This is a genomic window from Flavimobilis soli (assembly GCF_002564025.1).
GTDB lineage: Bacteria > Actinomycetota > Actinomycetes > Actinomycetales > Cellulomonadaceae > Flavimobilis > Flavimobilis soli.
The window spans coordinates 155,132-179,211 of sequence record NZ_PDJH01000001.1 but is presented as its reverse complement, the minus strand read 5'-3'; the positions used below and the strand labels follow the sequence as shown (position 1 = coordinate 179,211).

Annotated in this window: 22 protein-coding genes; 4 read left to right on the top strand and 18 right to left on the bottom strand. The window is 72.5% G+C overall.

From position 1 onward, the window contains the following. Positions 1 to 30 precede the first annotated feature (30 nt). The 11 genes from ATL41_RS13425 to ATL41_RS00795 form a co-directional block, all read right to left on the bottom strand. Positions 31 to 594 (bottom strand): type II toxin-antitoxin system HipA family toxin, encoded by a 564-nt coding sequence (locus tag ATL41_RS13425; RefSeq protein ID WP_169924575.1) that lies wholly within the window; start codon positions 592 to 594, stop codon positions 31 to 33. 60 nt (positions 595 to 654) lie between these two features. Further along, positions 655 to 1,044 (bottom strand): hypothetical protein, encoded by a 390-nt coding sequence (locus ATL41_RS13420; protein WP_098456783.1) that lies wholly within the window; start codon positions 1,042 to 1,044, stop codon positions 655 to 657. Between the two features lie 12 nt (positions 1,045 to 1,056). After that, entirely contained in the window at positions 1,057 to 1,683 is a 627-nt protein-coding gene (locus tag ATL41_RS00835; protein WP_098456782.1) for a nucleotidyltransferase domain-containing protein, read from the bottom strand. 32 nt (positions 1,684 to 1,715) lie between these two features. Next, positions 1,716 to 2,546 (bottom strand): ECF transporter S component, encoded by an 831-nt coding sequence (locus ATL41_RS00830; RefSeq protein ID WP_143556541.1) that lies wholly within the window; start codon positions 2,544 to 2,546, stop codon positions 1,716 to 1,718. Beyond that, entirely contained in the window at positions 2,543 to 4,237 is a 1,695-nt protein-coding gene (locus ATL41_RS00825; protein WP_098456780.1) for an ABC transporter ATP-binding protein, read from the bottom strand. The genes ATL41_RS00830 and ATL41_RS00825 overlap by 4 nt, the downstream gene beginning before the upstream one ends. Beyond that, positions 4,234 to 5,445, bottom strand: coding sequence for an energy-coupling factor transporter transmembrane component T (locus tag ATL41_RS00820; protein ID WP_098456779.1), 1,212 nt, complete (start codon positions 5,443 to 5,445; stop codon positions 4,234 to 4,236). Before ATL41_RS00820 ends, ATL41_RS00825 begins: the two co-directional genes overlap by 4 nt. Next, positions 5,442 to 6,167 (bottom strand): hypothetical protein, encoded by a 726-nt coding sequence (locus ATL41_RS00815; protein WP_098456778.1) that lies wholly within the window; start codon positions 6,165 to 6,167, stop codon positions 5,442 to 5,444. Before ATL41_RS00815 ends, ATL41_RS00820 begins: the two co-directional genes overlap by 4 nt. Continuing rightward, positions 6,167 to 7,255 (bottom strand): prenyltransferase/squalene oxidase repeat-containing protein, encoded by a 1,089-nt coding sequence (locus ATL41_RS00810; protein WP_098456777.1) that lies wholly within the window; start codon positions 7,253 to 7,255, stop codon positions 6,167 to 6,169. The genes ATL41_RS00815 and ATL41_RS00810 overlap by 1 nt, the downstream gene beginning before the upstream one ends. A 197-nt stretch (positions 7,256 to 7,452) precedes the next feature. After that, positions 7,453 to 8,151: a lysoplasmalogenase family protein gene (locus ATL41_RS00805; protein WP_219810354.1), complete on the bottom strand. Its 699-nt coding sequence runs from the start codon at positions 8,149 to 8,151 to the stop codon at positions 7,453 to 7,455. 77 nt (positions 8,152 to 8,228) lie between these two features. Next, positions 8,229 to 9,218: a GNAT family N-acetyltransferase gene (locus ATL41_RS00800; RefSeq protein WP_098456776.1), complete on the bottom strand. Its 990-nt coding sequence runs from the start codon at positions 9,216 to 9,218 to the stop codon at positions 8,229 to 8,231. 64 nt (positions 9,219 to 9,282) lie between these two features. Beyond that, positions 9,283 to 11,409, bottom strand: a complete 2,127-nt coding sequence (locus ATL41_RS00795; protein WP_098456775.1) for a DNA gyrase/topoisomerase IV subunit B — start codon at positions 11,407 to 11,409, stop codon at positions 9,283 to 9,285. Positions 11,410 to 11,554: 145 nt separating this feature from the next. Between ATL41_RS00795 and ATL41_RS00790 the strand changes: the two genes are divergently transcribed. Next, positions 11,555 to 11,779, top strand: coding sequence for a DUF7455 domain-containing protein (locus ATL41_RS00790; RefSeq protein WP_219810353.1), 225 nt, complete (start codon positions 11,555 to 11,557; stop codon positions 11,777 to 11,779). Between the two features lie 259 nt (positions 11,780 to 12,038). Here the strand turns inward: ATL41_RS00790 and ATL41_RS00785 are convergent, their stop codons facing one another. Beyond that, positions 12,039 to 13,577 carry an RNA polymerase sigma factor gene (locus tag ATL41_RS00785; RefSeq protein WP_098456774.1) on the bottom strand — a complete coding sequence of 513 codons (1,539 nt, stop codon included), beginning with the start codon at positions 13,575 to 13,577 and terminating at the stop codon, positions 12,039 to 12,041. A gap of 280 nt (positions 13,578 to 13,857) precedes the next feature. Continuing rightward, positions 13,858 to 14,940, bottom strand: a complete 1,083-nt coding sequence (locus ATL41_RS00780; RefSeq protein WP_098456773.1) for a DUF4192 domain-containing protein — start codon at positions 14,938 to 14,940, stop codon at positions 13,858 to 13,860. A 143-nt stretch (positions 14,941 to 15,083) separates the two neighbouring features. Here ATL41_RS00780 and ATL41_RS00775 point away from each other — a divergent pair, with 143 nt between their 5' ends. Then, entirely contained in the window at positions 15,084 to 16,190 is a 1,107-nt protein-coding gene (locus tag ATL41_RS00775) for a polyprenyl synthetase family protein (RefSeq protein ID WP_098456772.1), read from the top strand. A 17-nt stretch (positions 16,191 to 16,207) separates the two neighbouring features. Here ATL41_RS00775 and ATL41_RS00770 read toward each other — a convergent pair whose 3' ends face one another. Continuing rightward, a complete protein-coding gene (locus tag ATL41_RS00770) occupies positions 16,208 to 16,615 on the bottom strand; it encodes an Rv2175c family DNA-binding protein (protein WP_098458839.1) in 408 nt (135 codons plus the stop codon). A gap of 86 nt (positions 16,616 to 16,701) precedes the next feature. Here ATL41_RS00770 and pknB point away from each other — a divergent pair, with 86 nt between their 5' ends. Beyond that, positions 16,702 to 18,777 (top strand): Stk1 family PASTA domain-containing Ser/Thr kinase, encoded by a 2,076-nt coding sequence (gene pknB / locus ATL41_RS00765; RefSeq protein ID WP_181010221.1) that lies wholly within the window; start codon positions 16,702 to 16,704, stop codon positions 18,775 to 18,777. Between the two features lie 134 nt (positions 18,778 to 18,911). On the opposite strand, the gene ATL41_RS00760 is transcribed toward pknB, so the two are convergent. From ATL41_RS00760 to ATL41_RS00750, 3 genes are all read right to left on the bottom strand, one after another. Beyond that, positions 18,912 to 20,252 (bottom strand): class II 3-deoxy-7-phosphoheptulonate synthase, encoded by a 1,341-nt coding sequence (locus tag ATL41_RS00760; RefSeq protein ID WP_425432640.1) that lies wholly within the window; start codon positions 20,250 to 20,252, stop codon positions 18,912 to 18,914. Between the two features lie 5 nt (positions 20,253 to 20,257). Further along, positions 20,258 to 21,475 carry a pyrophosphate--fructose-6-phosphate 1-phosphotransferase gene (locus ATL41_RS00755; protein WP_098456769.1) on the bottom strand — a complete coding sequence of 406 codons (1,218 nt, stop codon included), beginning with the start codon at positions 21,473 to 21,475 and terminating at the stop codon, positions 20,258 to 20,260. Between the two features lie 93 nt (positions 21,476 to 21,568). Further along, the gene (locus ATL41_RS00750; protein ID WP_425432639.1) at positions 21,569 to 22,363 is read right to left on the bottom strand and encodes a lysophospholipid acyltransferase family protein; all 795 of its coding nucleotides are present in this window, start codon (positions 22,361 to 22,363) and stop codon (positions 21,569 to 21,571) included. 59 nt (positions 22,364 to 22,422) lie between these two features. On the opposite strand from ATL41_RS00750, the gene ATL41_RS00745 reads away from it, so the two are divergent. Continuing rightward, on the top strand, positions 22,423 to 22,989 hold the full coding sequence (locus tag ATL41_RS00745; protein WP_098456767.1) for a YbaN family protein: 567 nt from the start codon (positions 22,423 to 22,425) through the stop codon (positions 22,987 to 22,989). A 63-nt stretch (positions 22,990 to 23,052) separates the two neighbouring features. Here ATL41_RS00745 and ATL41_RS00740 read toward each other — a convergent pair whose 3' ends face one another. Next, positions 23,053 to 24,003 (bottom strand): ROK family glucokinase, encoded by a 951-nt coding sequence (locus ATL41_RS00740; RefSeq protein WP_098456766.1) that lies wholly within the window; start codon positions 24,001 to 24,003, stop codon positions 23,053 to 23,055. Positions 24,004 to 24,080: the final 77 nt, after the last annotated feature.

Genomic DNA, 24,080 nt, shown 5'->3' with positions numbered 1-24,080 from the left:
CGGATATTCCAGGCCTGGCTCCGGGACGTCTCAGACAGCTCCCCTCACAGCCTCCAGTCGCGGCTCGATCGACTCGGCCATCAAGCGGATCTCACGCTCCGCGACCTGATGCCCGCGCGCCACGTCTCGCCAGCCCGCCAGAGCCGACGCAACCGCCGCGATCCGCTGACGCGCACCCTCGAGGCTCAAGCTGCAGCTCGCAGCCAACGCCAACAGACCGTCCACCTCATCCGGGGGCGCGTCCGCTCCCATGATCGACGTCGACCGACGCCGCTGCGGGACCCGCGTGGGGTTGACGTCGAACGCGGGGCTCAACGTCCACGCGCCGCGCGACGCGAGGAAGCCGTGGTTGCGCAGATGGTCATCCGTGTTGCCGAGCGCGACACTCGCGACGACGCGGTCGTAGAGGTCGTGCAGGTCCGCCCGGGGTGTCGCCGACAGGTCCCGGACTGCCTGCGCGACGTCGGTCGACTCCGTCGCCGTCATCGCGCTGATGTAGCCGATACGGTCGCCCGCCGCCGAGCGATCGAAGCGACGAAGGACAAGGACGCTGCGCTCCCCCACCTGTGTGAGCTTGCGTTCCGGGGTCCGGATCCCGGCAGCACACTTCCCTGACCTGACTCTCCGGGATTCAGTGGCACGCGACCAGGGTTGCTAGGCGAGCGCGCCCGCCAGGGCGACCAGCTTCAACATGGCTCGCTGTGCCCGGCAGAGAGCGGTCACCGACACAGAGGCCGAGGAGTAGGCGGCGTGAGTCTTCAAGCTCAGGAGCACTCGCAGTGACGCCGCAGCGTCGGTATCAGCCTGCTTCAGCAGCGCGACCGCATCATCGTGACTCTCACCTCGCGCATGCACGCCGAGCCGGGCGCAGCAGATGACATCCGCAGCAGCGATTCCGGCCGTGACTGCGAGCGTGACGAAGACGTCCGAGACGGCCGCCTCGTCATCAGCCAGGGCCAACACATCCACGGCGGACGAGGCGAACTGCCGCGCCTTCGCGAGTCGTCCCGCGCGCGTCGAGCCGTCACACTCGGAAGTCCGCATCGGCCGTGACTCTCAGTCCCGCTCTCTTTGAGCCATCGCCCTGCGGAGCCGGACCGGATCTCCGGCTACGAACAGACCCTCGCGGACGATGTCATCGAGCACCCTCGCATAGCCGCGCTCGGCTAGGCGGTCTTCGTCGATGACGAAGGCACGAGCATCGTTGCCCGTCCATCGTGCGACCGCGCTCTCCAGGGCCTCCACCTGGGGAAACCAGACCTCATCCCGGGACTCTGTGGACCGCACCAAGAAGATGTCGACGTCAGACGACGTCGTCGCGTGCTGCCGCGCCATCGATCCGAACACTGCTGCGTAGACCGCTGGCTCCGCCCACGAACCGAGCCGTCCCTCGATCCGGGCGAACAATCTAGGGACCTGCGTCGCAAGCTCGATGATCGCATCTGCGGCTAGATGCTCGCGGTTGAGCGCATAGGCCCTGGCGGTCACCCCGGCGCTCGACATGGTGACGACCCCCTGCTCCGTCAGGCGTTTGAGGACTCGGCGGACACCCGCGACGGTTGCGTGGGGCATGAGTCGCTGAAGCTGACCGGGCGTGAATGCCGCGTCGGCGAGGGCAAGGTGGGTCAGTACATCGCCGTCGAGCGTCGGCGTCACGACAGCCAGCGGGTGGGCAGCATCCATTCACGAAGAATAGTTCTCGTTTGCGAACTTTCCTATGCGGTTCGGGTCGAGGCCCGCGCCAGCGCCCCCAGCACCGGCCGCCCCAGCGCCAGCACCCCCGCGGCCGTCACGACCGCGCGCACCGTGTCGACCGACAGCGTCGACGTCGCGAGCGAGTACGCGAGGAACCGCGGCACGTTCTCCGCGAGGCCCGCGCCCGGCACGTAGGACAGCTGCGTCGCGCCGCCGAGCGCGAACGGCCAGAACCACAGGTTCGTCGCCAGCCCGTACACGTACGCCGCGACCACCGCGTACGCGGCGAGCGCGACGATCGCGCGCCTGCTCGGCCGCCCTCGTCCACCAGGGAGCACCGCCCGGCCCACGAGCCCGGCCCCCGCCCCGACCCATGCTGCCGCGAACGCCTGGAAGGGCAGCCACGGACCGACGCCGGCCGTGAGGAGCGCCGACACCAGCATCGCGAGCGCCCCGAGCGTGAAGCCGAGGCTCGGTCCCAGCGCCGCACCGGCGAGCACGAGCAGCATGAACATCGGCTCGACTCCCCCGATGCCCGTCCCCATCAGCCGCAGCGCCGCCGTCAGCGCGGCCAGCACGCCGAGGAGCGCGAGCGAGCGCGGGTCCGGCCGGTCGCGCGTCACCGCGGCCAGCGCGGCGGCCAGCACGAGGGGCAGGAGCACGACGACGAGCCACGGCGCGCTCTGCCCGTCCGCCCGCGGCAGCGCCGCCCCGACGAGCGGCCAGCCGAGCATCACCGCGCCGAGCACGCTCGTCAGCAGCACGAGCCCGCGCGACACCCGCCTCGCGCGGTCCCGCGTCGCCCGTGAGCCGCCCGCCGCACGGGGCTCGGCAGCGGCCGGAGCACTCACGGCAGTCCCCCGCCCGCGAGCCCGAACGCACCTTCGCCAGCCGCCGCACCGTCCCGCGCCTCAGCCCCGTCCCGCACCTCAGCACCGTCCCGCGCCTCTGCACTCTCCCCCGCACCAGCGCGCCGCAGCTCCCCCACCGTCAGCGCGGGCAGGGGCCGCACGACGCGCGCCACCTGCGGCGCCCCGGCCATCGACCCGGTCAGCACCTCGCACGCCGGCCCGTCCGCGATGACCTCGCCGTCGGCGAGTACCACGACCCGGTCGGCCGCCTCGGCGGCCGTCTCGACGTCGTGCGTCGCGAGCACGACCGCCGCTCCCGCCGCCGCGCGCTCCCGCAGCGCCGCGACGAGCGCGTGCCGCGCGGGCGTGTCGAGGCCGCGCGTCGGCTCGTCGAGCAGCACCACGCCCGCACCGGCGGCGAGCTGGATCGCGACGACGAGCGCGAGGCGCTCCCCCTCCGACAGGTCGCGCGGATGCGCGTCCGCAGGGATCCCCGGCACGAGCGCGTCCAGCAGCTCTCGCGTCGTCCCGGCCGGCGCCCCAGCATCACAGTCCCCGGACGCGCACTCCGCCGCGACCGAGTCGGTGAACAGCAGCGCGCCCACCTCCTGCGGCACGAGCACGACGTGCCGCCGCGCCTCCGCCGCACCGAGCCGCGCGGGGTCCACGCCGTCGACCTCCAGCCGCCCCCGGTGCGGCAGCGCACCCGCGAGAGCGCGCAGCAGCGTCGACTTCCCCGCACCGTTGCGCCCCATGAGCACCGTCACCTCGCCCGCCCGCAGCTCGAGGTCGAGCCCACGCACGACGGCGGCGCTCCCCCACCGCACCTCCACGCGCCGCGCGCGCACCGCCACAGGCCCGCCTACGGCGGCCGCAGGAGCAGGTGCCCGCAGCTCGATCCGCTCAGGCTCCGCGAGGTACGCGGCCCGCGCCTCACGCACGTCCCGCGGCACCTCGGCCCAGCCGGCGACGTCGGCGAGCCGCACGAGCGGCGGCGCTTGCGGCGTCCCACGCAGCACCTCGCGCCCACCCGCCGTGAACGTCCCGTCACCGGGCAGGTGCCACACACAGTCCGCGACGCCGAGCAGCCGTTCGAGCCGGTGCTCCGCCACCACGACCGTCAGCCCGACGTCGTGCGCAAGACGCCGCAACGCCCCAACCACGTCGTCGGCCGCGACCGGGTCGAGCGCCGACGTCGGCTCGTCGAGCAGCAGCACCGACGGCTCCGACACGAGCACCGCACCGAGCGCGACGCGCTGCGCCTGCCCGAGCGACAGCGTGTCGAGCCGACGGTCGCGCAGCGCCGCGATGCCGAGCAGGTCGAGCGTGTCCTCGACGCGGCGCCGCATCGTCGCAGGCGCCACGCCCTGCTGCTCGAGGCCGAACGCGAGCTCCGTCTCGACGTGCGCGGTCACGAACGACGCGAGCGGGTCCTGCCCCACGTACCCGGTGACGTCGGCGCGGTCGCGCGCGGGCACGTGCAGCACGTCGCGCCCACCGACGCGCACGGCGCCCGAGGCGCGCGCGTCCGTCCCGTCGCGCAGCCCCGCGAGGGTGCGCAGCAGCGTCGTCTTGCCGACGCCGGTCGGCCCGGCGAGCAGCACGACGTCACCCTCGGCGACGTCCGCCGTGACGCCCTCCAGCAACGTGCGGTCGCCGATCGCGACCGAGAGGTCCTCGAGACGGATCATCGGGCCACCTCGACGGCGGAGCGCGACGCCGCCACGTCGAGCGGAGAGCCCGCGGCACGAAGCGTCGACGCGGCTGACGGGGCGCCCGCCTCGGCGCCTGCACCCGGCGCGGAGCCACGGGCGTAGAGAGAGTCGCGCTCCCCCGCCGCAGACTGCGCCGCCCCGCCCTCCGGCAGCACGAGCCCCACAAACGCCGGCACCGCAACGACGAGGACCGCGACGAGCAAGCCGCCCGAGAGCGCGAGCCACGCGTCCGGCGTCGGCACCCGCACCGCGACCGACGCGGTCGCGACGAGCGCAGCGCCCACCGCCCCGCACGCGACGAGCCCGAGCGACACGGGCGTCCACCGCGGCGGCCGGTACAGCGTCGTGCGCCGCCCGCCGGCAGCACCGCCGCGCAGCGCGAGCCACGTCAGCACGCCCGCGAGCAGGGCGAGCGCAGGCGCGGACCACCGCGGCCACGCCGGGTCGAGCACGGCGAGCAGCGCCGCCCCCGCTGCCCCGACGGCCGCGACGGTCAGCGGCGCAGCCCCCCGCGTCACGGCATGCGAAGCGCCGAACCCGCGCGCCTCCATCCCGGTCGCGATCGCGAACGACCGCTCGACGGCCCCCGATAGCACGGGCACGACGACGCGCTCGAGCAGGTGCCGGTCGCGCGCCCCGCGCCCGCTGAGCGTCACACCGCGCAGGCGCAACGCGTCACGCGTCTCGAGGACGGACCGCACGAGCGACGGGAACGTCGAGACCGCGATGACGGCGGCGGTCGCGATCGGCCCGAGCGCGGCAGGCGCGTGCCGGAGCAGGCTCGCGGCGTCGGCGATCGTGTGCGCCGCACCGACGGCAAGGATGAGCACGGCGAGCTGCAGCCCGCCGGACACGCCCGCGAGCAGCGCCTCACGTGTCACAGGTCCGAGCAGGGTGAGCGGCCCGACGTCGAACGCCGGCAGGTCCACCAGCACGTGCACGCCGGGCGTCGCGAGCACGACGTGCGCGAGCACCCGCACCACGACCACAGCGCCCGCGACCGCGAGGTACACCCCGAAGCCGCGCGCGCCCTCGGGCCGGTGCACGGTCACCGTGAGCAGCACGACGGCGCCGAGCAGGGCAAGCAGCAGCACGTTCGTCGTCGCGGTCGCCGCCGCAGCCACACCGGCCGCCCACAGCCACCACGCTCCCGGGTGGACGCACCTCACGTGCACGGACGTCACCGCCAGCGCCGACGTCGCGCCGCGAGCACCACCGCGGCCCCGACGAGGACGAGCAGCAGCGCCCCACCGGCATACACGGCCACCGCGGGCCCGTCACCGTCACCGTTCACGTCGCCCGCAGGGACACGACCCTCCCAGCCGCTCGGCAGCTCGAGCCAACGCGCCTTCTCCGGGGACATGAGCGGCGGCAGCCCCTCGTCCCGTCCGACGGCGTACACGAGCGCGATCGCGTCCCGCGCACCCAGCTGGATGTCGCCGACTCCCGAGGTCGCGTACGTCCACTCGTCGGCCTGCGAGTCCCACGTCGCGACCCACAGCGACCAGTACGCGCTCGCGGGCGGAGTGCGCTGGCACGACTCGGTGCGCGTCGAACCGTCCGGCAGCGCGATGGCCTCGTCGGCGGCCGGGCGGCCCTCGACGCGGCACACGAACGCGAGCCCCATTGACGCGGTGCCTTCGAGCTTGACGCCCGCGGCCTGCAGCACGTCGAGCGCGCGCCCGGTCGTCGGCTCGCACTGGATCGCGCCGCCGCGCTGCCCGTCACCGTCCAGGTCGCCAAAGTCGACGACGATCGTGACTCCGAGGCATCCCCCGTACGTCTGGCCGTCCGAGGCCGTACGAGCGGGACCCGACGCCGTCGCAGCCACGCCAGCCGCGCCCGCGGCGGGAGCGAGCCCGAGCGCAAGCAGAACCGTGAGCGCCGCGACGGCGATCCTGCGCATCAGCCTTCAGACCCCACGAGGTCGAACAGACCCGAGCCGAGCAGCGCGGGCACGGCCTGAGCGGACGCGCGGGCGTCGGGCGCGGTCCCGTCGAACGTGATCGCGACGCCGTCACCGGCCGGGACGGTCTGCGCCGCGAGCCACGCGCGCGCCTCGCCGACAACCGGGTCCGTGGACGCGGCATCGGCCAGCGCGACGAGCGCGACGCCCGCAGAGTTGGTATTCGCGACAGCCGGCTCGCCGGTCACCCAGGCGCGTCCGCCGTCGACCTCCGTCGCGGCGCTCGCGAGCCACTCGGCAGCCGACGTCGTCACGTCCTCATCGAGGTCCGTCGCGCCCGAGCGGGCGTAGCCCGTGAGCGCGGACAGCGCGAAGGCAGTCGAGTCGACGTCGCCGACGCACTCCTCGGCGTCGAGCGTCGCGGGGAACGAGCCGTCGTCGCACTGCTGCGATGCGAGGTAGGTGGCGGCGTGCGTGGCGCGCTCAGCGCCGTCGTCGCTCGCGAGGGCCGCGGGGCGGGACAGCGCAAGCACGCCCCATGCCTGACTCACAGTCGACGAGTAGTCGTCGCCGCCCAGGTCGGAGATGCGGCCGGACTCGGTAAGGAGCGTCGCGAGGCGCGCGTCGAGCGTCGTGGCGAGCTCGTTGCCCGCGGCCCCGAGCACGACGGCGCCCTTCGCCGTCGATCCTGCGTACCCGGCACTCTCGCCGTCGCCCGCGTAGGCGTCGACGACGCCGGCCGTGAACGCCCCGGCGAGCTTCTGCGCGAGCGCGTCGTCTCCCGCGGCGAGGGCCGCGACGAGCACGTCGAGCGTGAGGCCCTGGTCGGGGTAGGCGGTGCCGTCGAACTCGGTGACGAACAGCCCGTCCGTCAGCTCGGTCGACGCGAGCCACGCGAGCGCGGCCTTCGCGACGTCCTCGGGCGCGCTCACCGCAGGCGTCTGCGTCGCGGAGGGAGCCGGGGCCGCGGAGGTCGCCGACGCCGTCGGCCCCTGCGCGGACGAGTCGCCGCACGCGGCGAGCGGCAGCACGAGGGTAGTGGCGAGCAGGACGGCCGCGGTGCGGGCGGTCGGGCGCGAGGTGCGCATGGGTGGCCTTTCGGTGAGGGGTCGTCGAGGCGCGGGCATTCGCCCGGCGGTGACGCAGTCCCCCTCTGGGGCCATCATCCTGCGTCCGAGGCCGACTCTAGCGACGCTCGCGGACGAGCGGGAGAAGTGTCCGCGTACCGACCCTCCTGCCCGACGCCGCCCCTCGACGCGCGTACCGACGTCGCCCCGGGAGCCCGTCAGGCGGGCGCGGGCACCCGCTCCCGCTCGCCCGCCTCGGCGGACGCGCGCTGCGCGACCGCGTGCGCGAGCAGCACCTGCGCGGCGATGTACGTCGACATGATGAGGAAGCCCGTCTGGGGCGGGTCGAAGGCGGGCGCGAAGGCGCGCAGGCCGATCATCGCGTCGGACGCGAGGAACACGACCCCGCCGACGCCCGCGACCGGACCGGCGCCCCACGCGAGGATCGACGTCGTCACGAGCGCCCCCGCGTAGACGAGCAGCGCAGGCAGCAGCGGCCCGGCCTCGCCCGCGCAGAGCGCGACGATCACAACGAGCACCGCGAGATAGGCGAGGAGCGACCACGGGGCGCGCGCCGCGGCGCTGTTCTTGCGCAGCGGCCAGAACGCCGACGCGTAGACGAGCTGAGCGACGAGGAAGAACCCGACCATCGCCAGGAAGCCGGCGTCGCCGTCGAGGAAGCGTGGCGCGGTGTTCCCGAGCCACGAGAACCCGAGGCCCAGCAGGAACCGGCGCACGATCCGCGGCCGCGGCGCCCCGGTCGTGCGGGCGGCGAGCCACCCGGCGACGGCCGGCATGAGCATCACCTGCGTGACATCCGCGAGCCCGTCCCGGTCGGTGAGCTGGGCGGCCAGGTGGACGATCGACACGGTCGCGGCGACTGCCGCGGTGGTGGTGACCAGGGTCTTGGCGCGCACGGGTCCTCCTCGTCGTTGAGTGGGCCCACCTTACGTGACGGTCTGTCACCCACTGAAGGGGGCGAGCGCGCCCGCCCTCACGCGTCGTCCGACGTCAGCGCGAGGTGGACACGGCGGTGGTACGGCTCGAAGCCCAGCCGTTCGTAGAGCTGGAACGCGCCCGTCGGGTTCGCCGTGTCCACCGAGAGGGTCGCGTACTCGATCCCCTCCGCCGCATACAGCGCCATCGCCCGGGCGAGAAGAAGGCTCGCGACGCCTCGGCCACGCGCCTCGCGCACCACGCCGAGGATGTCGACGTACGCGCTCGTGAAGCCCTGTGCGGGCCAGTCGTCGGGGAGCTTCTCCGACTTCAGGTAGCCGACGACCGGCGCCCCCGGCGCCGTCGTGTCGCGTGCGACGAGGCTCCACTCCCGCACGAAAGCCCACCGCTGCTCGAGCCACCGCTCTGCGTTCTGCGGCTGCGACCCCCAGTGGTCGGCGAACGCGGCGTTGTGCGCGAGCCGCACCTCCTCCTCGACGTCCGCCGTCCACGGCTCGACGACGACGCCGTCTGCCACCGCGACGTCCGGCAGCGCGACGGACAGGTCGCGGCGCAGCAGCGCGTAGTGCCGCAGCGGTGCGAGCCCGGCACGCTCGTACAGGCGCCGTGCGGCCGCGTCGTCGACGCTGAGGAAGACGCCGATGCGCCAGGGCACCTGGTCGCCGGCCGGGTGCGCGGCGACGAGCGCGTGCGCCCGCTCGAGCGCCCACGGCACGAGAGCCCGCCCGATGCCGCGGCCTCGCCACTGCGGGTGCACCCCGCCGAAGATGAGCACGCGACGCTCCGACTCGTCGTCGGGCGGTGCGAGCAGCTCGGCCCATGCCCGGGCGACGCCGTCGTCGTCGAGCCCGACGACCGTCTCCTCGGCCAGGTTGCGCCACGGCGCACCGAGCTCGTCCTCCATCTCGGCGAGCGACATCCGGTACGGGAGGTCAGCCGCTTCCTCGATCGCGTTCTCGAGCGCGAGCAGGGTCGTGGCGTCCTGGGGCGTGAGCGCGCGCCAGCGCAGCGACGGGGGCAGGTTCATAGGTCCCACGGTGCCGTGCGGAAGCGGGCGCGTCGAGAGATTTCTGACGCGTCAGCCGATCGCGTCAGGCGTCGATGCGCGTCCGGTCGAGCCCCTGCGCGCCCGCGACGATGAACTCCTTGCGCGGCGCGACGTCGGACCCCATGAGCAGCTCGAAGACCGTCTCGGCGGCCTGCGCGTGCTCGAGCGTCACGCGGCGCAGCGTGCGGTGGCGCGGGTCCATGGTCGTCTCCGCGAGCTGGTTCGCGTCCATCTCACCGAGGCCCTTGTAGCGCTGGATGTCGTCCTTGTACCGCTTGCCGGCCTTGTCGAGCTTCTTGAGCGTCGCCCGCAGCTCCGCCTCGGAGTACGTGTAGATGTACTCGTTCTTCTTGCTGCCCGCGCCGATCACCTCGATGCGGTGCAGCGGCGGCACCGCCGCAAACACGCGGCCGGCCTCCACGAGGGGGCGCATGTACCGGTAGAACAGCGTCAACAGCAGGGTGCGGATGTGCGCGCCGTCGACGTCGGCGTCCGTCATCATGACGATCTTCCCGTAGCGCGCGCTCTCGAGGTCGAACGACCGGCCCGAGCCCGCGCCGATGACCTGGATGATCGCCGCGCACTCCGCGTTGCGGAGCATGTCGGTGATCGACGCCTTCTGCACGTTGAGGATCTTGCCGCGGATCGGCAGCAGCGCCTGGAAGTCCGAGGACCGCGCAAGCTTTGCCGTGCCGAGCGCCGAGTCACCCTCGACGATGAACAGCTCCGAGCGTTCGACGTCGTCGCTGCGGCAGTCCGCGAGCTTCGCCGGCAGCGAGGAGGTCTCGAGCGCGTTCTTGCGGCGCGAGATCTCCTTCTGCTTGCGCGCCGAGATGCGCGCGCGCATCTCCGCGACGACCTTGTCGAGCAGGAGCGACGCCTGCGCCTTGTCGTCCCGCTTGGACGACGTGAGGATCGCGCCGAGCTCTTTCTCGATGACCTTCGCGACGATCTGGCGCACGGGCGCGGTGCCGAGCACCTCCTTCGTCTGGCCCTCGAACTGCGGCTCCGCGAGCCGCACGGTGACGACGGCGGTGAGGCCCGCGAGGACGTCGTCCTTCTCGATGCGCTCGGCCGCGTCCTTCGTCGAGACCTTCAGCCGGCGGGCGTTCGCCTCGACCTGCTTGCGCAGCAGCTTGAGCAGCCCGGCCTCGAATCCGGCGAGGTGAGAGCCGCCCTTGGGCGTCGCGATGATGTTGACGAACGTCTTGACGTTCGTGTCGTAGCCGCCGCCCCAGCGCAGCGCGACGTCGACCGCGCACTCGCGCTCGACCTCCTGCGGCGTCATATGGCCCTTGTCGTCGAGGACCGGGACGGTCTCGGTGAAGGTGCCCGCGCCGGTGAGGCGCCAGGTCTGCGTGACGGGCGCGTCGGGCGCGAGGAAGTCGACGAAGTCGACCGTCCCGCCGGTGTGCAGGAACGTCTCCGTGTGCGGACCGTCCGCTCCGGGCGTGCCCGGCAGGCCGCGCTCGTCGCGCAGCGTGACGGAGAGGCCGGGGACGAGGAACGTCGTCTGGCGGATGCGCGCGACGAGGTCCTCGTAGGAGAAGACGGCGGTCTTCGGGAAGACCTGCCTGTCCGCCCAGTAGCGCACGCGCGTGCCGGTGCGGCCCTTCGCGACCTTGCCGACGACCTTGAGCTCCGACTTGGCGACGAACGGCGTGAACGCGGCGTCCGGCGTCGGGCCCGTGCGCGGGTCGTCGAAGACGCCCGGCTCGCCACGGTGGAACGTCATGCGGTGCGTCTTGCCGCCGCGGTCGACCTCGACGTCGAGACGCGCAGACAGCGCGTTGACGACCGATGCGCCGACGCCGTGCAGACCGCCCGACGCCGCGTACGACCCACCGCCGAACTTGCCGCCCGCGTGGAGCTTGGTGAAGACGACCTCGACACCGCTGAGGCCAGTCTTGGGCTCGATGTCGACCGGGATGCCGCGGCCGTCGTCCGCGACGGTCACCGACGAGTCGGCGTGCAGCGTCACCTCGATGTTGCTGCAGTGCCCGCCGAGCGCCTCGTCGACCGAGTTGTCGATGATCTCCCAGAGGCAGTGCATGAGGCCGCGCGAGTCCGTGGAGCCGATGTACATGCCGGGACGTTTGCGCACCGCCTCGAGCCCCTCGAGGACGGAGAGGTGGCGGGCGCTGTAGGACTCGATCGTGGCTGTCGACACGGTTCCCTACTGTAGGTGGTGCGGCGCCGTGATCCGCGTACCCGCGCCGTCCAGACGGCAAGACGTGAGGGGCGTCATGTACGCCGCTGGCGAATATCCCCGGATTCACCCGGGCCTGACGCTGTTGCTCTGGTTGACTGGACCCATGAACATGACGACGACCACCCCTCTCACCGTGGCTGACCGTTGTGACCGGTGCGGCGCTCAGGCCTACGTGCGGGTCACCCTGCCCGTCGGCGAGCTCCTCTTCTGCGCGCACCACTCCCGTGAGCACGCCGCCAAGTACTCCGAGATCGCGGTAGAGATCCAGGACGAGACCGACCGTCTCCTCGAGGAGCACGGCGCAGGCGCGGGCGCAGCCCAGCACTGATCCGGCCCAGCGCGCGGCGAGCCCCGCGTGCGGCCCCCTAGACGAGAAGGACCCCCGCACCACCGCTGCGGGGGTCCTTCTGTCATGTCCGGGACGACGACGGCGGCGCGCCGGTCTGAGCGGCGCGCCCGTCAGAGCCGCGGCGGCGCAGGGCTGCGCTGGTCGCCTGCGGCCACGAACGTGCGCCGCGGCCGAGTCCAGATACGCCGACGGCGCCCGCCGTGTGGCGGGCGCCGTCGGGACGCTGTCGAACGGGTGCTCAGTCGAGGTAGTCGCGCAGCACCTGCGAACGGCTCGGGTGGCGCAGCTTCGACATCGTCTTGGACTCGATCTGGCGGATGCGCTCACGGGTGACCCCGTAGACCTTGCCGATCTCGTCGAGCGTCTTGGGCTGCCCGTCGGACAGGCCGAAGCGCATGGACACGACGCCAGCCTCACGCTCGGAGAGCGTGTCGAGAACCTGGTGCAGCTGCTCCTGCAGGAGCGTGAAGCTCACCGCGTCCGCCGGGACGACCGCCTCGGAGTCCTCGATGAGGTCACCGAACTCGGAGTCGCCGTCCTCGCCGAGCGGGGTGTGCAGCGAGATCGGCTCGCGGCCGTACTTCTGGACCTCGACGACCTTCTCGGGCGTCATGTCGAGCTCCTTGGCCAGCTCCTCCGGCGTGGGCTCGCGGCCCAGGTCCTGGAGCATCTGGCGCTGGACGCGCGCAAGCTTGTTGATGACCTCGACCATGTGCACCGGGATACGGATGGTGCGGGCCTGGTCGGCCATCGCGCGGGTGATCGCCTGACGGATCCACCACGTCGCGTAGGTCGAGAACTTGTAGCCCTTGGTGTAGTCGAACTTCTCGACCGCGCGGATCAGACCGAGGTTGCCCTCCTGGATCAGGTCCAGGAAGAGCATGCCGCGACCGGTGTAGCGCTTGGCGAGCGAGACGACGAGACGCAGGTTGGCCTCGAGAAGGTGGTTCTTCGCGCGACGGCCGTCGCCCGCGATCCACTCGAGCTCGCGACGGTGCTTGGGGTCGATGTCCCCGCCCTGGGCGAGCTTCTCCTCGGCGAAGAGGCCGGCCTCGATGCGCTTGGCCAGGTCGACCTCCTGCTCCGCGTTGAGGAGCGCGACCTTACCGATCTGCTTGAGGTAGTCCTTGACCGGGTCGGCGGTCGCGCCAGCGGTCACGACCTGCTGGGCCGGAGCGTCGTCGTCGTCCGCGTCGGAGTAGACGAAGCCCGACGCGCCGTCCTCGGGAGCGTCGTCCTTCTTGGCGGGCTCGTCGGCCTCGGGCTCCTCGTCGGGAGCCGCTGCGGCCTCCTCGACCGGGTCGACCTTCTTGGCGCGCGAGCGCGTCGTCTTCTTCGCAGCGGCGCGAGGCGCCTTGGCGGGCGCCTCCTCGACGATGTCAGGCTCGAGCGCGTCGCCGAGGTCCTCGATCTCGGGCTCGACCTCAGGCTCGGCGACGGCCGCCTTCTTGGCGGTCGTCTTCTTGGCCGTGGACTTCGCCGGCGCCTTGGCGGCGGTGGACTTGGTCGCGCGAGCCGTCGTCGACGTCGCACGCGGGGACGCGGCAGCGGCAACCTTGGCCGGGGCGACCGGCATGGCCACCTCGATGCCGATCATCGCGAGCGCGCGGTAGATGGCCTTGAGCCGCTTCGCGTCTGCGACGCCAGCAGCCTCGCAGGCCTCGCGGAAGCTCTCGGCGTCGATGCTGCCAGCACCGGAGCCACGGCGGACGATATCCTGCAGAGCAGGGTGCTCGAACTCGCGCGGAAGTGCGGGATTCGAAGGTGTGGACGCCACAGAAGACCTTTCGGCATGGAGCACAGGAAGTGGGGCAGGCGCGGTATCCCGCTGTGTTTCGTGCGGGCGTCGCTACCTACCATTATAGCCCGAGGCACCCGGATCGTGGGCCCCGAAGGGCCCGTCGAGCTGCGTGCTGGGCGCTTTGACGCAGACGTCAACCCCCACGACAGCGCCGATATTCCCGCGTTGCGGGCCCCCCCGCCCCGACTGCGGCGACCCGTCGGGGCGATTTCCCCGCCGACCTGCCGGGATGCCGCCCAGGCCCCGGACCGCGAGCTCAGCCCGCGCGCCTCGCGCGCACCCACCCGGGCGGCATCCCGGCGTCGAGCGCCTGCGAGACGAGCAGCGCGAGGCGGTACCCGGGCTCGACCTCGAGCGCCCGGTCGATCCAGATCCGCGCCTCGGCGCCGCCGCCCTCCCACCACGCGATGACGCCGAGCAGCGTGAGCGCACCGGGCGAGCCGTCGCGCGAGTGCGCAGCGACGTGCTTGAGCAGCGCGCGCGAAGGCTCGCACACCTCGGGCGTCGGCGGGACGCCGACGGTCGGGTCGACGATCGCCGAGATCGCCCACGCGACGCGCTCGTCGTCGAGCGCCGTGCCGTACGAGACGTCCGGGAAGCCGTCCGCCTCGGGCACGAGCGAGATGAGGACGGCGTCGCGCACCGTCACGTCCTCGAGCGCGGCGGCGAGGCGGCCCCACGCGGTCGGGCGCCCGGAACCGGAGCGGGCGTCGCGTCGCTGCTCGCGGCGCCACAGCCGTACCGACTCCTCGCACCAGCCGGGCTCGGTGCGCCGCGCCCGCCAATCCCGCGCCGCACGTTCGGCCGTACGACGCGACTGAGCCGGGGCGACCGGCAGGCGACCGAGCGCAGCCCGGTTCTTCGCGACCGCCGACCCGAGGAAGACCATCTCGGACCCCACCTGCGAGCCGGCGAGGTCGTCGATCGGGAACGACTCGACGACGTCGAGCGCCGACGAGAGCCGGTGGTACCCCGACCCGGTCACCGCCCACAGCCCGTCGACGGGCGCCGCCTCCGAGACGGCGTCGGCCAGCCGCCGCACCGCCGTCGTCGCCAGGTCCTCGATCCCGCCCTCGACGTCGTCCGTGTAGAGGACGAGGACCGCGCCCACGGCGCCGTCCGACGCCAGGTGCGCGGTCAGGTTGCGGGAGAGCTGCTCCCCCATCCCGTCGGCGGCGAGGTCGACGACGTCGGCGCGCGCCATCATGCCGACGCGCCTGCGCGGCGGCCGCAGGCTCACGAGCACGACCGAGTCGGTCGGGTGGAAGCCGAGCTGGAAAGGGATGAGGGCGAGGAGCTCACGGGGCTCGCTCGCGCGGATCGTCTTGGGGGTCGTCATGACCCCAGGTGACCGCGGCGCGCCCGCGCCTCGCGCGGGACGTGGCGCGACCGTGGACGCCGCTCCCCCGCCTGCACGCCTGTGGGCAGGTGAGTAACGACGTCGGGCCCTGTTCCGGCAGGTCTCGCGGCTAGTGTGGACGCATGAGCACCCTCGCCCTCGTGGACCGCGAAGACGTACGCCCCCGCGTCGACGAGATCGTCGCCGACTACCTGACCTCCGCACGGTTCGACCACGAGGCCGCGCACGGACCCGAGGCGCTCCCCCTCTACGACGCGATGGCGCGCATGCTCTCCGGCGGCAAGCGCCTGCGCGCCGCCTTCGCCTACTGGGCGTGGCGCGGACACGGCGGCACGCTCGACGCCCCCGAGCGCGAGGGAGTCCTGCGCATCGGCGCGAGCCTCGAGCTCTTCCAGGCCGCCGCGCTCTTCCACGACGACGTCATGGACAAGTCCGACACCCGCCGCGGCCACCCGACGGCACACGTCCACTTCGCGCGGGTCCACCGCGCGCAGGGCTGGCCCGGCGACTCGAACCAGTTCGGGCTCTCCGCCGCCGTCCTGCTCGGCGACCTCGCGCTCGTCGCGAGCGACGACCAGCTCGTCGACGCCCTCACGCACCTGCCCGACGACGTCTACGCACCCGTCCACGCGATCTACTCCGAGATGCGCACCGAGGTCACGATCGGCCAGTACCTCGACGTCCTCAACCAGGTGAGCCCCTGGACCGAGAACGCGGCCGAGGCCGAGCGCCGCGCCCGCGCCGTCATCCGCGCCAAGTCCGCCCGCTACTCCGTCGAGCACCCGCTCACCCTTGGCGCCGCAGCCGCAGGCGCCGACGAGACGCGGCTCGACGCCGTCCGCCGCTTCGGCCTGCCGCTCGGCGAGGCCTTCCAGCTGCGCGACGACGTCCTCGGCGTCTTCGGAGACCCCGCCGTCACCGGAAAGCCAGCAGGCGACGACCTGCGCGAGGGCAAGCGCACCGTCATGCTCGCCCGCGCGCTGGCGGGCGCGACGCCCGCCGAGGAGGCCGAGCTGCGCGGCGCGCTCGGCGCCGAGACCCTCACTGACGCCGAGGTCGCGTCGCTGCGCGAGATCTTCGAGCGCACCGGCGCCCTGTCCTACGTCGAGCACCTCGTGCAGGACCTGAGCGACCAGGCCTTCGGCGCTCTCGACTCGCTCGAGCTCGACACCGAGCCTGCGTCGATGCTGCGCGCGCTCGGCTACGCGGCCGTCGAGCGCCGCGCCTGAGGCGCGGCGCCCTTACGTCACAGGAGCGCCTGGGCGACCCGTCGCACCTCGGACTTGCGGCCCTGGTGGAGCGCCTCGATCGGCGCGACGCCGATCGAGTCCTCGACCGTGAACAGCCAGTCGATGATCTCCTCGTCCGAGAAGCCCAGGTCGGTCAGCACGACGAACGTGCCGGGCAGCGCCGCGAGCACGACGTGCTTGACGTCCTCGGGGTTCTCGGGGGCCGGGCCGACGTCGGCCGGGTTCGCCATGTGCGCCGGCACGAAGAACCGCGCGGGCACCTGGAAGATCGACCGCTCCCCGCGCTTCACGCCGACGATCTTGCGCTCGTGCAGCAGTCCGCGGACCTTGCTGATGTCCGTCCCGAGGAGCTCGGCGACGTCAGGGACTGTGAGCCACTCGCCCACGGGGTCAGTTCCGTTCATGTGCCAACCGTAGACGCACGAGGCCTCGACCGACGTGCCGCGTCGCTTCACGGCTTCATCACACCCAGCCGCCTAGACTCGCAGGCGTGGGAGCCACTCTGACCGATCCGCTCGTCGGCAAGCTCGTCGACGGGCGCTACCGCGTCGTGTCCAGGATCGCCCGCGGAGGCATGGCGACGGTCTATCTCGCCACCGACCGCAGGCTCGACCGGGACGTCGCTCTCAAGGTCATGCACCCGCACCTGGCTGACGGCGCTGACGGCGCCGACTTCATCTCGCGCTTCCGTCGCGAGGCGCGAGCAGCAGCCCGCCTCACCCACCCGGGCCTCGTCGCCGTCTACGACCAGGGGCTCGACGGCGAGACGAGCTACCTGACGATGGAGTTCATCGACGGGACCAACCTGCGCCATGCGCTCGTGACCGAGGGCGCCCTCCAGGTGCGCCGCGCCTTCTCGATCGTCGAGTCCGTGCTCGACGCGCTCGCGACCGCGCACCGCACCAACCTCGTGCACCGCGACATCAAGCCGGAGAACGTGCTCATCGCCGAGGACGGCCGCGTCAAGGTCGCGGACTTCGGCCTCGCGCGCGCCGTCACCGAGGTGACGTCAACGGCGACCGGCACGGTGTTCGGCACGGTCGCGTATCTCGCTCCTGAGATCATCCTCACGGGCACGTGCGACGCGCGGACCGACGTCTACGCCGTCGGCATCCTCCTCTTCGAGATGCTCACGGGCCGCCAGCCCCACACCGGCGAGACGCCGATCCAGGTCGCGTACAAGCACGTCAACACCGACATCCCCGCGCCGTCGTCCCTCGTGAGCTGGCTCCCGCAGGAGATCGACGAGCTCGTGTGCGCGCTCGCCGCGCGCCCCCCCGAGGACCGCCCCACCGACGCGACCGCTGCGCTCGACCTCGTGCGACGCACACGCGCGAGCCTCGACCCGAGCGACCTCGACCGCCGGGCCCAGTACACGCCCGCGCCCGCGCCCTCGTCCGCGTCCGCGGACAGCGACGCGGACGACGAGGGGCTCGTAGCGAGCCCTGACTCCGCGTCCGAGGCCTCCGGCGAGACGGGCCTGCCGCCCGTCCCGCCCCCGCCAACGACGGGCGAGCAGCCCGCCGTCGCGGAGAGCCCGCAGGACGCCGTCACGCAGTCGCTCGCGGTGGGCGCCCCGGGCGCCGCGTCCGGGACGACGATCGCCCTGCCCATCGGCCTCCCCGGCACCGCCGAGGACGAGGCCACGCCCGTCAAGGCGCGCGAGCGCCGCCGGCACCGCATGCTCGTGGCCGTCCTGACGCTCGTGCTCCTCGCGGCGATCGCTGGCGGCGTCACCGTGTGGTGGACCGGCTACGGGCCGGGCGCCTACACGAACGTCCCGACCGGCCTCGCCGGCCAGGAGCAGGCGGCCGCCGTCGACATGCTCACGGGCCTCGACCTCGGGCACACGGTGACCGAGAGGTACGACGACGCGGTCCCGAAGGGCGCGGTCGTCGAGACCACACCCGGCGAGGGCCAGGAGATCAAGCGCGGCGGCGTCGTCGAGCTCGTCGTCTCGCTCGGCGTCGAGACGTTCGTCGTGCCCGAGAAGCTCGTCGGCATGGCGCGGGACGAGGCGGCGGCCGCGATCGAGGCCACCGGCCTCACCGTCGGGCCGGACGATCGCGTCCACGACGACAAGATCCCGGCGGGCCAGGTCATGAAGGTCTCCCACGAGGGTGGCGAGGCGATCCCGCACTACACGCCCGTCGTGCTCACCGTCTCCGACGGACCCGCACCCGTCACCGTCCCGCAGGTCGTCAACACGACCCGGGAGGACGCGACCCGCGTGCTCAAGGACCTCGGCCTCAAGGTCAAGGTCAAGAAGGACTTCTCGGAGACCGTCCCCGAGGGCCGCGTGGTCGCTCAGTCGATCGAGCCCTCCGGGCAGGCCAAGCGGACGGACACCATCACGATCACCGTGTCGAAGGGGCGCCCGCTCGTCGCCGTGCCCGACGTGCGCGGCATGGACACCGACGCGGCGCACGCCGAGCTCGAGAAGTTCGACCTCGTCCCCGAGGACCAGTTCGCGTGGGGCGGGTTCCTCGGGAAGGTGCGCTTCCAGAGCGTCGACCCGGGCGTCGAGGTGCCCAAGGGCACGACCGTCTCGCTGACGATCTTCTGACGGTCCCGGGCAGCGGCCGCGCGGCCGCTCCGCCCTGGCTCCCGCTGAGCTCCGAGCCTCGGCGACCGTTCCGCCGCCCAGGCACGACGAAGGGACGCCGACATCGTCGACGTCCCTTCCTCGTGGTCCTGCCCTCAGGCGCGGAGCATCTCCGCGACCTGGAACGCCATCTCGAGGCTCTGCTGGTGGTTGAGCCGCGGGTCGACGAGCGTCTCGTACCGCAGGGCGAGCCCCGCGTCGTCGATCTCCTCGCTGCCGCCGAGCACCTCGGTCACGTCGTCACCGGTCAGCTCGACGTGCAGGCCGCCAGGGACGGTGCCCGCTGCGCGGTGCACCTCGAAGAACCCGCGGACCTCGTCGAGCACGTCGTCGAAGCGACGCGTCTTGTAGCCCGAGTCGGACGTGATCGTGTTGCCGTGCATCGGGTCGGTCACCCACGTCACGGGCGAGCCGTGGTCGCGGACCGCCGCGACGAGCGGCGGCAGCGCCTCCCGGATGCGACCGGACCCCATGCGCGTGATGAACGTCAGTCGCCCCGGGCGCCCGGCCGGGTTGAGCTTCTCGATGAGCGCGATCGCGTCGCCGGGCGACGTCGTCGGGCCGAGCTTCACGCCGATCGGGTTGGAGACGTGCGACAGGAACTCGACGTGAGCGCCGTCGATGTCACGCGTGCGCTCCCCGATCCACAGGAAGTGGCCGGACGTGTCGTACGCCTTGCCGCTGCGCGCGTCGACGCGCGTGAGCGCGCGCTCGTAGTCGAGCAGCAGCGCCTCGTGGCTCACGTACATCTCGACCGTGCGCAGCGCGTCGAAGTCGGCCCCGCACGCGTCCATGAACCGGATCGCGCGGTCGATCTCGTCGGCCGTGCGCTCGTAGCGCGAGTAGGCGGGGTTCCGCATGAAGCCGCGGTTCCACTCGTGCACGCGCCGCAGGTCTGCGGAGCCGCCGGTGGTGAACGCACGCAGGACGTTGAGCGTCGCTGCGGAGATCTCGTAGCCCTCGACCAGCTTCTGCGGGTCGGGTCGGCGGGCCTCAGGCGAGAAGTCGTGGCTGTTGACCATGTCGCCGCGGTACGCGGGCAGGGTCACGCCGTCGCGCGTCTCCTCGTCGGAGCTGCGCGGCTTCGCGTACTGGCCGGCCATGCGGCCCATCTTCACGACGGGCGTACTCGCGCCGTGCGTGAGCACGACGGCCATCTGGAGGATCGTGCGGATCTTGTTGCGGATCCGGTCGGCGTGCGCGTCGGCGAACGTCTCTGCGCAGTCACCGCCCTGCAGCAGGAACGCCTCGCCCCGGCCAGCGGCAGCGAGTCGCGTCGTCAGCAGGTCCGCCTCGGCGGGCACCACGAGGGGCGGTGCCGCCGAGAGGCGAGCGACCGCCTGGCCCAACGCTTCCGCGTCGGGCCAGGTCGGCTGCTGCTTGGCGACGAGCGTGCGGAAGCGGTCGAGCCCGTCGACCGCAGCATCGTGCGCCACCAGTGTCATGACTGTGCAGGCACCGCGCTCTGGCCGATACCGGCGAGGAGGTCCTGGAACCACTGCTGCGAGACGTCGAACGCCTTGCCGCCGGCGATGCGCGGGAACTCGATCGCCCGCAGGCGGTCGCCGTTCTCCTCGTCGTGGCCGATGACGCCGGACTCGCCGCGCAGGGCAGCCTCGACCGCGTAGTCCGTCATGGACTTGATCAGGCGCAGGTCCTCGGGGTTCGCGGCCGCGGCGCGCGAGTAGTAGCCCGACTTCTGGACCATCGTCTTCTCGGCGCCGAGGAGCTCCGCGAACTGCTTCGCGAACCACTGGCCCGGGTTGATCGTGTCGAGCTTGACGTGGCCGAACGGGTCACGCTGGACCTCGGCGCCCGAGGCCTCGAGCTGCGCGACGATCTCGTGCATGCCAGCACCCTCGGACAGGAAGATGTTGACGTTGCCGACCTCGTCCATGACGGTGCGCAGGCGCTTCGCCTCGGCCTCGATGTCGAGAGCGAGCTCGGGCACGAAGACTGCGTGGATGTCCCAGCGCTCACGCGTCAGGCCCAGGCTCGGCACCCACTCCTGCTGGTCGAGCCACTTGCGGTACTCGGCGGCAGCGGCGGCGGTCAGCCAGCCGCAGTGACGGCCCATGACCTCGTGCACGATCAGCATGCGCGGGCCGGAGCGGTGCTCGCCGATGACGTTGGCAGCGAAGCCCGCGGCCTCCTCGGCGGCAGTCCAGGCGCCGAGCGACTGGCGGATCGGCACGACGTCGTTGTCGATCGTCTTGGGCAGGCCCACGACGGTCAGCTCGTAGTCGTTCTCGTGGAGGTACGCAGCCAGGTCGGCGGCCGTCGTGTTGGTGTCGTCGCCACCGATCGTGTGCAGGACGTCGACGCCGTCGGCCTTGAGCTGCTCGGCAGCGACCTGCAGCGGGTCCTGCCCCTCCTTGACGAGGCCGCGCTTGACGCAGTCGGCCGCGTTGGTGAGCTTGACGCGGCTGTTGCCGATCGGCGAGCCACCGAACTTGTGCAGGATGCCAGCCTTGGCGCGACCCTCGGCGTCGACGACGATCTTCGTCCCCGTCAGCAGGCCGTGGTAGCCGTGCTGGTAGGCGATGATCTCGACCTCGGGGGCGACCTCCGTGTATCGCTCGATCAGGCCGCCGACGGCGGAGGACAGGCAGGGGGCGAACCCGCCCGCGGTCAGCAGGGCAACGCGGCGTACCGCCATCACATCAACCTCTCATCGAGCCCGCGCTCACAGCGGTGCCGGGGCGGGCGGTGGATCTGCGCGTGCGCCGCGACGTCGTCGCGCACACTCGCATCAGTCTACTGACGTGCCCGGTTCCTCAGAGGGAGGTACCGGAACCTGGACGTCCGGGATCGGGCGCCCACCAGGAGCCTGCCCTGACGTGGGCGCTCCGGCGTCGGCCTTTTGTCCCCCCGCGAGGCGGGCCTTCTGCGTAGCGGCGTACACGTCGACGTACTCCTGGCCCGACAGGCGCATGAGCGAGTACATGATCTCGTCGGTCACGGAGCGCAGGATGAAGCGGTCCTCCTGCATGCCCTGGTACCGGGAGAAGTCGAGCGGCTCGCCGAAGACGATGCCGATCCGCACCGGGCGCGGGATGACCTTGCCCAGCGGCTGGGCGACCTCGGTGTTGATCATCGCGACGGGGACGACCGGGCAGCCGGACTCGAGCGCGAGGCGGGCGACGCCCGTCTTCCCGCGGTAGAGGCGGCCGTCGGGGCTGCGCGTGCCTTCCGGGTAGATCCCGAAGAGCCCGCCCTCGCGCAGGCGCTTGAGGCCTGTGTTGAGCGCCGCCTCGCTCGCCTTGCCTCCGGAACGGTCGACAGGGATGGTGCCGACGCCGCGGAAGAAGCCCGCCTGCAGGCGCCCCTTGATGCCGGTGCCCGTGAAGTACTCCGACTTTCCGATGAACACGATCTCGCGGTCGAGCACGAGAGGCAGGACGAAGGAGTCGATCACCGCGAGGTGGTTGCTCGCGAGGATCGCGCCGCCCTCGGCGGGCACGTTCTCAAGCCCTCGCGTCCACGGCCTGAAGAAGAGCTTCAGCCACGGCCCCGCGAAGACGCGCTTCATCAACCAGTAGAACAACCTGCCTCCTCGTGCGCCCTGCGTTCGCGAGGTGCACTACCGACTCTAGAGTGAACAGCATGTCGGAACCGAATGCAGCGCCGCACCCCGATGGCGAGGAACTGCCGCGCGACTCCCGTCCGGACGAACCGGACGCTCAGGACGTCGAGCGCGACGAGGTTCCCACGCCGCCCGAAGAGCCTACGACCAGCGGCGACAGCGACGACACCGACGCGCGGTTCGCGAGCATCGTGGCCCACCTCCAGCAGGACCCGACGTGGGGCGGCGAGGTGCCCACGGGGCCCGCGCCGCGGGAACCTCGCTTCCCGACAGCCTCCGGCGTCCGCCCCTTGGGACCGAGGGACCACGCTGCGTCCGACGACGTGATCGACCTCGAGGACGAGCAGAGCCACTTCGAGCCGCCCGAGCCTCCTCCGCTGCTCAGCGGCGACCCGTTCCTGACGCTCGGGTGGATCGCGGTGGTCCTCGCGCCGCTCTCGCTCTTCGCGACGATCTTCGGTCCACGGCCGACGCCGACGCTGTGGCTCCAGATCACGGCGGGTGTCCTGCTGCTCGGCGTGACGATCCTGCTCTGGCGCATGCCGCACCGCCGCGACCCCGACCACGTGCCGGACGACGAGGTCTGAGAACGACGCGAGAGGCGCCGGCGACCGTGGGTCGCCGGCGCCTCTCGCGTCGTCGGGTGCGCGTCAGCGGCGCGCGAGGTCGGCGGCGCCGACCATGCCCGCCTCGTTGCCGAGGCGCGCGAGCTCGATGCGCGCGAGCGCAGGGCGGTGCGTGCGCGCCGAGAGGTGCTTCTCGAACGACGCGACGGTCGGGTCGAGGAGGACGGCGCCGGCGTCGCACACGCCGCCGCCGATTGCGATGACCTCGGGGTCCATGAACGCGGAGAGCGACGCAGCACCCGCGCCGAGCCACTGGCCGAGGTTCGCGAAGATCTCGATGGCGAGGGCGTCACCCTCGTGCGCGGCCGTCGTCACCATGGGGCCGGTGAGGTTCTGCGGGTTGCCGCCCGCGAGCTCGAGCAGGCGCTCCGCGCGGTCCGCCTGCGCGACGAGCGCGGCGCGTGCGTCGGCGACGAGCGCGGAGCCCGACGAGTACTGCTCCCAGCAGCCCGCCTGGCCGCAGCCGCAGAAGCGGCCGTCCGGGACGACGCGCATATGCCCGACCTCGGTGCCCATCCCGTAGCGGCCTCGGACGAGCTCACCGCCCACGACAGCGGCGCCACCGAGGCCCGTGCCGACCGTCAGGACGAGGAAGTCCGTCGTGCCGCGACCGGCGCCGAAACGGTACTCGGCCCAGCCGGCCGCGTTCGCGTCGTTCTCGACGACCACGGGGATCGCCGGGTTCGTCAGCTCGGCGACGCGAGCCGCGAGCGGGTAGTCACGCCACGCCGCGATGTTGGTGCCGAACAGGACCGAGTCACGCTTCGGGCTGCAGAAGCCAGCGGCCGCGAGTCCGATCGCGGAGATCTCGTACGACGCCGAGAGCTCCTGGTAGGCCTCGGCGATCGAGCGGTCGATGTTGGCCGCGTCGCTCGGGTCGGTCGGCTTGCGCACCTGCGCGAGCAGGTTGCCGTCCTCGTCGACGACGCCCGCCGCGATCTTCGTCCCACCGATGTCGACACCGAGCGCGTACATATGTCTGTCCTCGTGCTTTCCGAAAAGAGCCGTGCCCCGTCGCGGGGTTGCCGCCCAAAGCCTGCCACACGCGGGGC

Excerpts from the sequence above, each read along its gene's own strand:
- ATL41_RS13420 (WP_098456783.1), bottom strand. The coding sequence starts at position 1,044 with ATGCGGACTTCCGAGTGTGACGGCTCGACGCGCGCGGGACGACTCGCG.
- ATL41_RS00740 (WP_098456766.1), bottom strand. The coding sequence starts at position 24,003 with ATGTACGCGCTCGGTGTCGACATCGGTGGGACGAAGATCGCGGCGGGC.
- ATL41_RS00800 (WP_098456776.1), bottom strand. The coding sequence starts at position 9,218 with ATGAACCTGCCCCCGTCGCTGCGCTGGCGCGCGCTCACGCCCCAGGAC.
- ATL41_RS00775 (WP_098456772.1), top strand. The coding sequence starts at position 15,084 with ATGAGCACCCTCGCCCTCGTGGACCGCGAAGACGTACGCCCCCGCGTC.
- ATL41_RS00745 (WP_098456767.1), top strand. The coding sequence starts at position 22,423 with ATGTCGGAACCGAATGCAGCGCCGCACCCCGATGGCGAGGAACTGCCG.
- ATL41_RS00755 (WP_098456769.1), bottom strand. The coding sequence starts at position 21,475 with ATGGCGGTACGCCGCGTTGCCCTGCTGACCGCGGGCGGGTTCGCCCCC.
- ATL41_RS00835 (WP_098456782.1), bottom strand. The coding sequence starts at position 1,683 with ATGGATGCTGCCCACCCGCTGGCTGTCGTGACGCCGACGCTCGACGGC.
- ATL41_RS00770 (WP_098458839.1), bottom strand. The coding sequence starts at position 16,615 with ATGAACGGAACTGACCCCGTGGGCGAGTGGCTCACAGTCCCTGACGTC.
- ATL41_RS00825 (WP_098456780.1), bottom strand. The coding sequence starts at position 4,237 with ATGATCCGTCTCGAGGACCTCTCGGTCGCGATCGGCGACCGCACGTTG.
- ATL41_RS00815 (WP_098456778.1), bottom strand. The coding sequence starts at position 6,167 with ATGCGCAGGATCGCCGTCGCGGCGCTCACGGTTCTGCTTGCGCTCGGG.
- ATL41_RS00810 (WP_098456777.1), bottom strand. The coding sequence starts at position 7,255 with ATGCGCACCTCGCGCCCGACCGCCCGCACCGCGGCCGTCCTGCTCGCC.
- ATL41_RS00780 (WP_098456773.1), bottom strand. The coding sequence starts at position 14,940 with ATGACGACCCCCAAGACGATCCGCGCGAGCGAGCCCCGTGAGCTCCTC.
- ATL41_RS00790 (WP_219810353.1), top strand. The coding sequence starts at position 11,555 with ATGAACATGACGACGACCACCCCTCTCACCGTGGCTGACCGTTGTGAC.